The sequence below is a fragment of the Bacteroides sp. AM16-13 genome, assembly GCF_003602705.1.
GTDB lineage: Bacteria > Bacteroidota > Bacteroidia > Bacteroidales > Bacteroidaceae > Bacteroides > Bacteroides xylanisolvens.
The window spans coordinates 206,876-219,764 of the sequence record NZ_QTLK01000004.1; the positions used below are offsets into that span (position 1 = coordinate 206,876).

A 12,889-nucleotide genomic window follows, 5' to 3' on the forward strand; every position below is an offset into this window, starting at 1 on the left:
TTTGAGAAAAGAACAGTTTTATACTGAAAATATTCAAATTATCCATCTCTTTGTTTCATGAACAAGGAGATGGATAATCTCACTGCTGGAAGAGCAGCTGTTATTTACCAGAGCCAAGAACACTCAATTACTTGAGCAAAACAATAAGTTTGCGGAGCAGACTCAAAGCCAGGCATTGCAACCGTTACCATGCCCACTCCCGAAATTCCAGTACTTCGGGATAATGTGTGTGTAACTGTCTGCCGAGATTCGTACCAGTCAATCCAGATTCACGGGCAATTTGAGATACATTGTACTCTATATAGTCCATGCTGTCACACGCCACGATAACCTCCTTGTATTTGGCATAGGTTTCGAGATGTTGCCCACACACCGCTGGTTCATCTTGATATTGCCTGCTTCCTCCGGAATGCACTTGATGTCGTTGCGTTTCAGCATCAAATGACGATGGTAGATACCGATATAACGGGAGAATCCGCTTATGGAAATTTCGCACTGCCTACAAATCTCGACATTGGAGAGACGGGTTGTGTTGTACAGTTCCAACGCCGGGTGGTATTTAGCTTCCGTCTTCGGCTTGAGGCCTCTTATCCGGTTACATTTGTTCTCTTTTAAGGATATATTAAAAGTAAGATTTTTCTCCCATGATTATGGATTTACTACGCAACGCACAAAGCAGGCATCAGACCCACTAGGTCTTATCATGTTACTTGTACTGATAAAATTGAAATCGAATGAGAAATAGTTTATATCCCATCCCAGACTTGGACCATCTGTCGGAGTAAGTTGGTTTTGGGGAATCTCCGCATTTAACCAATAGATGGCTCCTGGTCGTTTGTATATGTCGTAAAACAACGGACGTTCTTTAGGATCGGGATATAATTTTGTTCGGCCGGCAGCATATCTTAATACTCCATTGAGGGTTTCATTATCTCCCCAACCAGGGTATGGGTAGCTTTGTTTTCTGTGTCCGTAGCCGGAGGCACCTATAGGAAAGAACACACTTTTGCCCGTTTCGCTATTATATGCGAAACACCCTCTCATTCCACGTCCCTGAGTATTATTTTCATAGTCATAGCCATAAACCTCTACGATATCATCAGCCGTTTTCGTGGCATCATCTCCGTACAATACACCGTATCCCTGCTCAACATTACTACCTTCCTTCCTCAATTCCCAAAAATCCGCGGCTGTAGCCACCCGCGCGTTTGCCATCTGCGGGTTACCAAACGTTTCGGTTTTGCCATGAGAAGTTATGGTCGTCCACTCCATTTTGGCTCCGGTTTCTGCATTGGTCAAACCATCTTCCGGATATACTTTGAAAGCTTCAGCTGTAACATTTATCCATGGCTCGAATGGATTTTTATTACTCAATGCGTCTATCGGCTGGAGCCAATTTCCGAATTTGAACAGCGATCCTTCGTCCAATGGAGTAGAAGCCAGTTCCGTTGAAGTCCTCATGTTTTTGGCATACCACTTCACGCCGCCTGTAACCAAATCGTCAGGTTTGTCTCCTTGCCGTACGAAAATCAGATGCTGGCAGGTATAATTGTGATATTCCACGCGGATAATAGCGTAACGGTTCTCCGACGAACTCCCGGAGAAATCCACACTGAAGTCAATCACGCTACCGGTTCTACCATATATGGTTTTCCCATGTTCCGGATCATCCTTTAACTCTGTTTTGTCCGATGTTACCGACAGGGTGATTCCGTCCCCATTATGTTTCTTGACGACATAGGCTTTCCAGGGACCTTCAGATTGGAATGTTGTGAACATTTGTTGATCCTCTCCCGGTAATCGCTTCAACACGACATGAAACGACTTATTATTTCCGAAAGACCGGTAGATGCCCTTAGGATTCACAACACGGCGTACCTGGTATATCGGAACTTCATTGACAAAGCATTCATCCAATCCTTCCAACTTAGTTGTAAACTTGACTCTCGCCTTTCTCTGATATGCCACGTATGGATTGTTTCCTGTGTATCCGGTCGTTGATATCATCTGCTTGGCGCGCGTGTACATAGGAATATATATGTTGTATGTATTTGCTTCTGTAGGATGTTTTTCTATACGGTATTTATCGTCCTTTTCAGAACCGTCAGTCGTAAATTCTTCGAATGTCTTACCCACAGGTAAAGTAAAGTTTTTGTATTCACGTTCACCACGTTTAGGAGCAGTTTTGTAGTATGCCTCATTTGATCCGATTTTCTCTACGTATAGAACCGTTTCCGTTGTTTTATGTAATGACAGGAAACCGTTCCACGGTGCTGCAACACCATTCGGAGCACCCGTATAATAAATATCGCCACCAGCATTATGGGGTGCCCAGTTGTTTTCCTCGATTTCCGCTTTTATGTATTCTATCTTTCGACCGCCAGTATTCACCTTAATGGGATACATCATGGAATGTTTATACAGATAAGAAATGTAATAAGGTTCGGGAGTCATCACGCCAGGCTCCGGTTCCTCATACTCTATATGCCAGTCTGCTTCATTGGCGAAATTTTTGAATTTCAACGTCAGCTTGTAGTGGCAGTTACGTTTGGCGTTATAGTCCTTTTTCACGTCCTGTCCTAGCATGAAACGATAGATGATGTGCCCGTTGCCCAATCGCTCGGAATTGTTGGAGATGTAGTGCGCATGTACCTCGATATATGTCCCGTAAAGTACGTCATCTTTTAGGCGGTAATCTGGGTATTTATCCGGTTTGTTCGGCAATCCGGGAAAATCTAATATCCCATTATTGTCTGAATCCTGTCTTTTATCGGGCATACTACTATCCGCCCCCTGCATGTTCTCGTAAAAGTACAGTGCGGGAGCTGTTTCTTCGTGAGAACCGAAATGGGGACTACCTACCGTGACACGATGGTCTGCACAACCTTCTCCGTATTCAAAATTATCCGATATATCTCCTTTGTGATAAGTGATGATTTCTCCATCAATCATATCAGGTCCGGTCGTCGGCACATCCAAGGTGTATCCTTCTTTTCCCACGTTATTTTCCTTTCCCAAATAACATTGTGAAGGGATATCTTTGATCTGCACGGATTGGAGATAAATAAACACTCCTTCTTTCAATGCGCTACCGTCGTATGCGATGGTCACTTTAGAGGCCGCACGGCGCAGCCAAGCGTGAAGTTTTACATTTTTGCTGTTTATTACAAGAGACTCATCACCCGAGTAATTGGATGATGTAGAGTTTGTGAAACAGCCTAACATCTGAGCGTTGTTGACCACATTATATTCGCCGGTTTCTTCGTTTTTTGTATTGTCCCATGTGAGAGGAATGCTTTTGAGATCGTCCACTGTCTTTATGTTTTCGGCATAATCTGTCAGCAGGTCAGGTATGTTTGCCACGGCATAGATATAATATTTGCCGTATTCAATTTCTCCCGGTAACGTGAATGTGACGCGTGCCGTAGTTGATTCAGCCTTATGTCCGTTTTCCGCATCCGTATCCGCACGATTTTCAAAAGTCACATTATAATTTCTCAAGTCCTTCTGAACTTCATTCTGTGTCCAACTTCGCCGCAAATTCCCATCCTCATTATACAACAATATATGCAGGGACTTTATCTCTTTCAGGGCACCGCCGGCAGCACGCGTCTGTGACAGTGCCGAAGACATAGGAGTGAAGTCCAACGTCGCCGATACTGCTGCATTGCCTTTACCTATACGTTCTTCGCTCAGGAAATTATTTTGGCAACCTGTAACGGCAAAGGCTATCAGAGAAATAACTATATATTGTACAAAACGCTTCATATATTTTTTTGTTTATTGTTTTACAATCCAAATTCCGGTTCAAGTACTACTTCGCTGTATGGAATCACATCCACCACAACTTTCCTGTCATACATAATTATATCTATTACAGCATTCGTGTTACGGAAAAGAGCTTTCAGATTATCAAAAGCAAAATTGAATGACTTCTGTTCATCGTGTTCATCAGTCAAACCGAGTGTCATCTTATACCGCTGTTCTCCGTAAGTCTCGGTCGGTTCTATCAGGTCCTTGCTTTCGGGAAGATAGAATGTGTACAAGGTACCTTGTTCCTGATTTACATCCGTGTTATTAGCTTTTGGTACAGACAATTTCAGGTTCGTTTGACCGGTAGGGACTTGAACAGCGCTTTCTGGAATGTCGTAATCCATAATCCAGCCTCTTTTGTCAGCCAATGTCTTGTCTTCGGGATGCTCTTGCGACTCATCAGACACCTTTTTCAGCCAGTCTATCCAGAAAAGTTCACTTATGCTGTTATCCTCTTCAGTGAACTTCATTGTCGGATTTTGCTTGTGTGCCATCAGGTAAGAGTCATTGGCAATGTCTGACACCGATATGCTGTTCACCGTGACAGCATCGCTACGAAAATTCTTGAAACGGCAGGTGAACTTGGTGGCGATACGTACGATGTAGAACGTCCCGTCAAAATTTCCTTTTTCAGGAAAATCTATCTTGTATATGGAGGACATCGGGATGGGGTTCCCGTTCGAATAGTCTGGAGCGAAGTAGAGGTTGTTCACCGCGGCTTCAAAGCCGGACATTCCTTCTGTATAACAGTTGAAGAAAGCGGTCAGCGTTTGATTTTCACTCTCTACTGTTACACCTTCTATCGTGGACACACTCTCTTCGTTAGCAAAAAGGAATATCTTCTTCTTTTCGTTGGGTCTTACTTTGAGTAAGATGGTTTTCTGTGCCTGTGCACCTTCCAGCGAAAAGTGACGGTTATGTTCCACCGTTCCGTCAGCCGCATGTAGTATAACCACACGCACGCTTTTCATCTTTTCGTTGTCGGGCAGTTCTACCGTATTTGCCCTTGTTTGTTCTATGGTGGCGATATTCAGGTACAAGGCAGCTTCCGTAACGTTGTCCGGCAAGGATTCTTCCCGACTGCTGCACGCCACCATAAACGGCAGTGTGAATGCCGCCAGGCAGACCACAATGCTATGTATAATGCTCGGTTTCATCAGTCCAATCCTTCTTCCTGATTATTCAACTTCAACGTTACTCAGCACCACACGCCATGATAGAATTTGAATGACGCTGCTTACCCATTTGTGATCCTCGTCAAGAAAGAGGGTCATAACGCACTCGTCCAGACGGTCGAGGAACTCCCGCTCATCCATCGGATAACGGTATTCCTTCTCGTAGTACTCTTTTCCCATCAATGCGTAGTCTATCACCGGGATGCGGGCCACCGTCTTGCCTTCCTTGGTGGTGATGGTGAGTATCATTTTCTCGCGATGTGTTTCTATCAGGCGACCTACAGTAAAGTCGGCAACGAGTCCTTTTACATTGTTGACAGCACGGTTATCGTCCTTGCCAATGCCGGCCTCGACACCCTGTATATCCCAGGGGTGATAGTTGATATTCTCGTCGACCATCAACTCGTTGTCGTGTGCCATAAGACCGTTCTCATCATCAATACGGAAGATGAAGTCAGCCTCATTTACATCCTCTCCCGACAAGTGCTGCAGGATGATGCGGATATGGTTGGTGTTCTTGGTCAGGGGCATGGTGTATTCGTAGCTACCGCCGTCATCGTTAACAGGCAGTGATACATCCAGCGTACCGTGAAAGAGACGGTACAAATGTTCTTCGCTGTATGCGCCTGACTCGTCACGCTTGCGGTTCAACGTGCACTGTAACTGCTCGACGCGGGTCTCGCTGACACGGGCTTCGGGTACAGAGAAGGATTCGTCGTGCTCACCGTCGTTTTGAAGTCCGCACCAAGCAAGCAACTTGTAGTCGCCGGCAGGAAGATCGAGCAACATCGAGTAGTTCTCTGCCGTGCTCGGGTTCATCTGTTCCTCTTGCTGCCATACTAGTACGCCCGATTTGTCGAAGGCATACAGGTGAACTGATGAAACCTCGTTTGTGAAAGCATCAGCCCACTTTAAGTTCTTGTCATAGCAGAACTTGAGCCGATAATACACCGAACAATCGCCTTCTTCCTCGTAGAGCCAGCTGTCGCAGGACGACATAGCCAACAGGCAAACTGACGCCATGCAGACCTTGGCTGCCACATTCCTTATCAATGCCCGTATATTCATATCGTTTACTCTTTCTTGAATGTATAAGTTTATACCTGTGTTACTTGTTCTATATATGGTGTGCGGAATTTCCGCATCCGAATTTTCTCGTCAAGTGGGATACCTGTCTTCTGTATTCAGGTCTCCAAGGCCACACCTCCCTTGTGTACCGGTGGGCGGGTACTGTATTTGTTATTTTGTTTTACTAATATGTGTGGGAGACGGGAGCCGCCTCCCACACTTTGTATGTATCAGAAACGCTTTTGAGCGTTCGGGGTTATATTACCACTCCAACTCATAGCTATTCTGGACAAGACGCCAAGAGAGAATGTTGATTTCAGCCGCGATGTAGTGGTCGTTTTTCGATGGCTTCTCGGGATAAATCTTCTCAGCAGGATCGTATACAGGGGTACCGAGACCGAGTATCTTTGTCACGGTTGTCTCATATACGTGGTTGCGTACTACACCTGTCATCAATTGATTTTGGTCGTTATGAAGATGCTTGATCTCGTAGTAATAGTAGGTCATGCCGGACTGCCATACCAAAGCTTTGTCAACTTTTTCTGAAAGACTGGTGTTGATTTCAGAGTATTGGATTGGCTGAACTGGGTTTTCGATAGTACCTTCATCCAAGGTGTTGTACCATATCTTGCTTTGTGCAGCATCTGTCAGCTGGGCATATACATAGCAATTGTTATCGCTTTCCTCTTTTGGGTCTTGGGGTGCAATTACAATCTTAAGGTCAGCGGCTCCGATCTGTTTACGCTCCTTTTCTGCATTTTCTCCCTCACCCGTTGTTTCTTCATAATAGTAATGCAAGTCATTGGTTGACAGTTGGGAAAGGATATTGTCCTTCAGTGCGGGAAGATTGCTACTTTCAGTTGTGGAATATACATCGGGAAATAATGCTCCCAAGTGTCTTACAATAGTGAAGGGGGTGCCGTCATCCTTACAAAGGGTGCCTTTAATGATAACCTTGGTGTTGACCTGGTCGGCTTTAGTGCCATCAATATCATCCTTTCCTGCATTCTCGTTGGTGTACAATGCGTCGGAAAGACTGGCTGTTAAGTTGTTATAGGTATGATACCGGTTCGTGGCATGCATATCATTGATGGCCCAGAAAGTGCGGTGGGTACCTCTCCACCATTGAGTTGTCCAGCTGGGATTAATCTTCTTGACCAGTCGGCCTTGATTGGTATCGGCTGTCAGGCCCCAGCCATTGAGCTGCAAGTAAACCTGCTTTCCTCCAACTGTGATAGGGGTCTCAACGTCCTTCCCGCTATCATCCTTGGTTTTATTTTTCAGTGCCAGTCGATTGTTCGTATCGAAACCTATACCAGAGTCTAAATTAACCTTGACTTTGGCCACACTACGCTCTACGTAGATGGTAACGGGATTCTTCAGGGCTTCACTTTCCTCTTTCTTGAGGTTATTAGTAGTAATGGGAACTGCAATGACTTCCGTACCGTTAGTTGTATTATAGTATACGGAGTTGAACATTACGAATTTGTTCTCTCGGGTCAGGGCAGTGACCGCGTAATCGTCAACTACGGCCTGCAGCTGAGTAAGGGACTTCGAGTCATCACCCCATTTGACTTTATTATCCGTATCTAAAGGAGGGTTCAACACTGCTACCACCATCTTGGGAAGTTTGTCGCCATCTTTGGTACTGATGACAATAGTGGCTTTGAGTTTTTTTTCTACATCACCGGGCTGGTTACCTTCAACATTGCTACCGGGCACCCAGTCATAGTAGTTCACATAACCGTTACCTTTAACCTTAACGTTGGCAATACCACCATTTCCGTTAAAGAAGTAAAAACGGACACTGGAAACTGCGTTCTCGGTCGTAGTTCCATCTACATAATTCCCTCCAGTGGCACGCGTACCCATTACATCAGAGGACATCAGGTTTACGGCCATGTAGCTGGTATTGGTCTCACCGTTACCTTCGTTCTCGCTGTTAGGAGTAATCTCCTCTTGTGAGCATCCTGCCAAGAACAAGGATGCCAGCACAGTCATGAATAATAAATTTCTTTTCATTATGGATAAATTAAAATGTTTGAAAATGTTTTTTTTCTATATGATTGATTGGATGTCATTTCTGCCTTTCGTCCAGCTCTTTCAGCGTGAGTGTCGCTTTTTCCAGCCCCATCTCTTTCGCCTTACCCAAGTACCGGCGCGCCGTGTCATAATCCTTTTCCCGTATGGCAAGCGCTCCACGTGCATAGACAGCCTCGGCGGAATCGCCCGCCTTGTCAAGGTAGCGGCGTGCCGTTGCAAAATCATCTCGCCGGATGGCGGCATTGGCAGCATTGAGGTTGGCAATCTCATCGTTCGGGAACATACGTACGGCAGTTTCAAAGACATCTGTAAACTCATCCGTGCCGGGTTCATACTTCCCGGCAACGAGGTAGAACTCGTTAAGACTTAGTTTCTGCGGCTGTTCTGCCATGATGCGCTTTATCTCCTCCACTTTATTGAACTTGCGGATGTTGTAGTCTATGCGGTAGTCGGTATGGCGCAAGGCAGGATAGAAATTCTGCAGCATGAAGCGGTACTCGTTGGGATAAGTGCGTTTGATTTTCGCCTCCTTGGCATCGGGTTCCATGTCGCTGTCTATCAAAGTCAGAATCTCCGCACGGTAGTTAATGTTCGATTGTTCCACATAGCGGCGCAAGCCCGCCCAGTCTTCCGGCTCGTAGTCGGTTTGGATAATGCTATCCGCAAAGTGGTACAACTGTCCTATGTGTTTTTTAAGTGCGGCAGTACGCCCGATGGCAAGCTCCGTGTTGTGTTTATAGGGACTCTCCGGCGAAGCGAAACCTTTCAGCCACACAGAAGTGATGGTGACATCCTTGTCATTACGCACGGAGTCGATAGTCGCTTGTATTTTGCCCAATTCGGTAGTATTGCGACGATAATCGGGATAAATCACTGTCTGGTCAACCGGGAAGTCGATATATGCCGAACCGGATAATGAACGGCTTTTCATGATTTCCGCCTTAGGTTGCACGAATATCAATTCCGGGAAGAATGCCTCGCGATGACGTCCCAATATGCCTTCGTATTCCGCCACTATCTCGTGGCAACAACCCCAATCACTACGGTGGAACTTGAGCATTGCCCCGTCCATCCACTTTTCGTACTCCGCGAGGTTGTTGTATGCCACGCTGTCCGGTTTGCTCGAAGCGCGATAAATTGTTTCACTTTCCCCCGAGATACTTCCTATGCCGTTTCGTACATAATAGTAATATCGCCTGCGCCCGTAAATTCCCACCGCGGGTAGGTCGAGCGAATCCGTCCCGTTGACCAGACGTGGTGTGAGTAGTACGGCACGATTTGCATCTACATCAAGTTTGTTTAGATCCAAATTCATCTTCACGGTAAGGTATTTTCCTTCACGATTTATGTTGAAACTTTTAATGGAAACACCGAGTGTGATGTCTTTAGTGTTTTGCGCCACAGTTTTCAACACATTTCCTATGCCCAGTAGGGTTGCCAGTATGAATATCGTCCTTTTCATGTTCGTTGCAATTTAGAATAGATAAACCAAGTTAATGGCCGCTTTCGTAGGTCCCACGTAATGATGTGGCTTGTTCGTTTCTACCTTTTTCCCACATCCTGCACATCGGAACTTATCATAACGGGTATAGGAATAACCGAAACCGATTTCCGTCTCCAAGTTCCAATGGTGACCGAGGAGCCATGCATAGCCGTATGCCACGCCCCCACCTATAAACCATCCCTGATAACGGGTATTTTTCAGTTTCCGTGCGTCAGTGCCAAGAATTTTAACACGTCCGTCAAATCCTCCGATGTTATACTGTCCGCCATGTAAATGGGCGCCAAAAAAGTGTGCACCAAAACGATCACACAACCAATAGCGGACTTCGGGCTGTACAGCCCAATGTTTCCAACGCCGGTCATGTGACATTGTCCAACCATTATAATTACCAGAAATATCAAGTGTCCAGTGAGGAGAAAGCCCCAACTCTATGCCAGCATTTATACTTGATGTTAAATCATACAACAAATTACTTTTAACAGCAATTGTCTGACTTTTCATTTCCAAGCAGAAACATAGAGTAAAAAGTAAAATTATATGGTATTTAAATTTCATATTACTACAACTTTATTAAATTCATAAAACAAATGTAATAATTATCTCAATTGAAATAGTTGATATCTTTTCAAGCAAGATTCCGCAATGGTTTTGTATGGAAACTTGTATGAAAAATATATATAAGTAAGTGAGGAAACAATGCTTTTAACTGGACAACAGAATGTTTATAAACTACAAAACAGCCTCTAACGAAAGAAATACAAATGTCGCTTACATTTGTCCTCTCTAATATCTTTATATAATTCATCATTATTACCGTGTTCATTACTTTTTGTTTTTTTATTATCATTCTAAGACTAAAAAGCTCACATATTTTCATATATAATATCTATGAAACAGGTAAAAATACTCAATAGCTATTTTAGCATATATTTTAGATCATATTCTTATTCTCCAATGTTTATTTTGAAATCCTTACAAGGATAAGAAATGAACAAAATAGCTATAATATAGCCTCCCCAATAATACAGCTTTATATTATAATATTTTTTGTATATTTTGATGCAAAGTTAAATGGCATTAATGTTAATGTCAATATCTATTTTTTATTTTTTTGTCCTATTTTTAATTTTCAGTGTGAAATGTAATATTAAATTATTATATAACAAAGTGATTTTAACAAAAAAATATACGCATTTATCATAGTAACTTATGCGTATTACTTAAAAATCAACCCCAATATCATTCATACAGTCATTAGCAATTATCAGTTGCTATTTATTCTTTATTCTATTTTGTAACATGCTAAAACGAATTAAGAATATACAATAAGATGTATACAAAAATGACTCAAAATATCATTTTTTATTTTTAATGTTTATATTTGTACCAAAAGTCTGAAACATGAAGAATGAAATTCTAAAAATAGATTTATCTAATGACTGGATTGTACGCACCAACATTAATCGGGAGGTATTAAAAAAATATTTAAACTATCCAGTACGTTTAAAATGCGAAATGCTGCTTCTATGCATGGAAGGGGAAATAGAAGCCACAATTAATACAAATTTAATAACAGCAAGACCTAATGATTTGGTAATACTTACCCCGGGAAGCGTATTGCAAATCCATAGAATAGAAACGAATTCGGAATTCCATATTCTGGGATTCTCTCAACAATACATGGAACATCATAACTCGGACAATATAATACCTGAAACGTTATATGCAGCATTGGGAAAAGCCAAACTGACTTTAAAACAAGCAGAAGCAAAAATGATAAAAAATCATTTCATTTTCTTGCAACAGCTATATTCGTCCATGGATGAAGAAACCAGAAGAAGGGTTACATACAATATTTATCTGAATGCACATACTGGTATATCCATATTATACAAACACAGGGAAGCTGACACTTTTTCTCTTTCGAAAAATGAACAGCTATGCCGAACTTTCGCACAGCTGGTATTTTACCATTACACACAAAATAAAAGAGTGGCCTGGTACGCTGAGAAATTGGGAGTTACTCAAGTGTATTTGTGTACAATAGTGAAACAAGTTACAGGAAAAACATGCACAGATTTCATCTCATACATGGTAATTATGGATGCGAAATCCCAACTAAAGCTCTCAAAGCTTTCCATACAACAAATTTCCGATTCACTGAACTTTCCTAATATTTCTTTTTTCAGTAGATACTTTAAACGATACACAGGAATGACTCCGTTAGAGTATCGGAATAAAGGATAAAAAGGAGAAATGTTAACATTATATCACATTAACAAACAAAAAGAGGTGATTTCATCATTAGAAAACGGGCAGAAGTCTTGACTAGGAGGAGATATCTGTTATCAAAGCTGTCACAATAGTTAAAGAACTGCTCACATTATCTTTATCTTAGTGTTTTCTGAATGTTTGATAATCAGAAGTTGCGCTAAATGTGCTGTTTTTATTCGGTTTCAGTGAACCTTATTAGAAGAAAGTAACTATATTTGTATCATTCAAACGAAAGATATATGAAAGTAAAGAAAATTAGTGCGGCTAACGTGGAGGCTTGTTCGCTTCCTAAATTATTCGATGAAGAAAAAATAGATTTTCAGTCGGTTCAGTGTGTCAATTGGACTGAATATCCATACAAACCTAAAGTGAACTTTCGCATTGCTCACACGCGGGACTCAATCTTGTTACATTTTAAAGTGAAAGAGGAGAGTGTGCGTGCCAAGTACGGTGAAGATAACGGTTCTGTATGGACTGACTCCTGTGTAGAATTCTTTTCTATACCTGCAGGCGACGGGATCTATTATAATATAGAATGTAATTGCATCGGAACTATTCTGGTGGGTGCCGGCCCTGTTCGTAACAGCCGGGAACATGCGCCGAAAGAAGTGACTGCTCTTGTGCAACGTTGGTCTAGTTTGGGTAATCAGCCTTTTGCAGAACGTGTTGAGGAGACAGACTGGGAAGTTGCTCTCATCATTCCGTATGCTGTATTCTTTAAGCATCAGATCGATTCACTCGATGGAAAGGAAATAAAAGCTAATTTCTATAAGTGTGGTGATGAGTTGCAGACTCCTCATTTCCTTTCATGGAATCCGATAGAGATTGCCCAACCGGATTTCCATCGCCCCGATTTCTTCGGTACCTTGGATTTTGAATAAAGAATTGTATTTCCAGGTTTGAAGATGAATCACTAGCGTGGCTGAATTCTAGGAGTATCGTCTATTTATGAAAATTTTATCTATAAAAGCGTCATCCATCTATAAGAAGAAAGGGTGACGCTTTTCTTCAA

General features: G+C 42.7%; 10 protein-coding genes. 3 read left to right on the top strand and 7 right to left on the bottom strand.

Annotated features, from left to right (window positions below; genetic code table 11):
- Positions 1 to 184: 184 nt before the first annotated feature.
- On the bottom strand, positions 185 to 415 hold the full coding sequence (locus DW173_RS24070) for a hypothetical protein (RefSeq protein ID WP_233562093.1): 231 nt from the start codon (positions 413 to 415) through the stop codon (positions 185 to 187).
- 32 nt (positions 416 to 447) lie between these two features.
- Between DW173_RS24070 and DW173_RS24075 the strand changes: the two genes are divergently transcribed.
- A complete protein-coding gene (locus DW173_RS24075) occupies positions 448 to 615 on the top strand; it encodes a hypothetical protein (protein WP_233562095.1) in 168 nt (55 codons plus the stop codon).
- A gap of 33 nt (positions 616 to 648) precedes the next feature.
- On the opposite strand, the gene DW173_RS04540 is transcribed toward DW173_RS24075, so the two are convergent.
- The 6 genes from DW173_RS04540 to DW173_RS04565 all read right to left on the bottom strand — a co-directional run bounded on the left by DW173_RS04540 (position 649) and on the right by DW173_RS04565 (position 10,158).
- Positions 649 to 3,768: a DUF4906 domain-containing protein gene (locus tag DW173_RS04540; protein ID WP_120143870.1), complete on the bottom strand. Its 3,120-nt coding sequence runs from the start codon at positions 3,766 to 3,768 to the stop codon at positions 649 to 651.
- A 20-nt stretch (positions 3,769 to 3,788) separates the two neighbouring features.
- Positions 3,789 to 4,970, bottom strand: coding sequence for a hypothetical protein (locus DW173_RS04545; protein ID WP_120143872.1), 1,182 nt, complete (start codon positions 4,968 to 4,970; stop codon positions 3,789 to 3,791).
- Between the two features lie 21 nt (positions 4,971 to 4,991).
- Positions 4,992 to 6,056 carry a FimB/Mfa2 family fimbrial subunit gene (locus tag DW173_RS04550; RefSeq protein ID WP_120143874.1) on the bottom strand — a complete coding sequence of 355 codons (1,065 nt, stop codon included), beginning with the start codon at positions 6,054 to 6,056 and terminating at the stop codon, positions 4,992 to 4,994.
- A 261-nt stretch (positions 6,057 to 6,317) separates the two neighbouring features.
- Complete coding sequence (locus tag DW173_RS04555; RefSeq protein ID WP_120143875.1) at positions 6,318 to 8,078, bottom strand: Mfa1 family fimbria major subunit; 1,761 nt, start codon at positions 8,076 to 8,078, stop codon at positions 6,318 to 6,320.
- 55 nt (positions 8,079 to 8,133) lie between these two features.
- Positions 8,134 to 9,561, bottom strand: a complete 1,428-nt coding sequence (locus DW173_RS04560; protein WP_120143877.1) for a DUF3868 domain-containing protein — start codon at positions 9,559 to 9,561, stop codon at positions 8,134 to 8,136.
- A 12-nt stretch (positions 9,562 to 9,573) separates the two neighbouring features.
- Positions 9,574 to 10,158, bottom strand: a complete 585-nt coding sequence (locus DW173_RS04565) for a DUF3575 domain-containing protein (RefSeq protein ID WP_120143879.1) — start codon at positions 10,156 to 10,158, stop codon at positions 9,574 to 9,576.
- An 846-nt stretch (positions 10,159 to 11,004) separates the two neighbouring features.
- Here DW173_RS04565 and DW173_RS04570 point away from each other — a divergent pair.
- Complete coding sequence (locus DW173_RS04570) at positions 11,005 to 11,850, top strand: helix-turn-helix domain-containing protein (protein WP_120143880.1); 846 nt, start codon at positions 11,005 to 11,007, stop codon at positions 11,848 to 11,850.
- Positions 11,851 to 12,116: 266 nt separating this feature from the next.
- A complete protein-coding gene (locus DW173_RS04575; protein WP_118407469.1) occupies positions 12,117 to 12,758 on the top strand; it encodes a carbohydrate-binding family 9-like protein in 642 nt (213 codons plus the stop codon).
- Positions 12,759 to 12,889: the final 131 nt, after the last annotated feature.

Coding starts and splice junctions, on each gene's coding strand:
- DW173_RS24075 (WP_233562095.1), top strand. CDS start 448: ATGGTAGATACCGATATAACGGGAGAATCCGCTTATGGAAATTTCGCA.
- DW173_RS04540 (WP_120143870.1), bottom strand. CDS start 3,768: ATGAAGCGTTTTGTACAATATATAGTTATTTCTCTGATAGCCTTTGCC.
- DW173_RS04545 (WP_120143872.1), bottom strand. CDS start 4,970: ATGAAACCGAGCATTATACATAGCATTGTGGTCTGCCTGGCGGCATTC.
- DW173_RS04550 (WP_120143874.1), bottom strand. CDS start 6,056: ATGAATATACGGGCATTGATAAGGAATGTGGCAGCCAAGGTCTGCATG.
- DW173_RS04555 (WP_120143875.1), bottom strand. CDS start 8,078: ATGAAAAGAAATTTATTATTCATGACTGTGCTGGCATCCTTGTTCTTG.
- DW173_RS04560 (WP_120143877.1), bottom strand. CDS start 9,561: ATGAAAAGGACGATATTCATACTGGCAACCCTACTGGGCATAGGAAAT.
- DW173_RS04565 (WP_120143879.1), bottom strand. CDS start 10,158: ATGAAATTTAAATACCATATAATTTTACTTTTTACTCTATGTTTCTGC.
- DW173_RS04570 (WP_120143880.1), top strand. CDS start 11,005: ATGAAGAATGAAATTCTAAAAATAGATTTATCTAATGACTGGATTGTA.
- DW173_RS04575 (WP_118407469.1), top strand. CDS start 12,117: ATGAAAGTAAAGAAAATTAGTGCGGCTAACGTGGAGGCTTGTTCGCTT.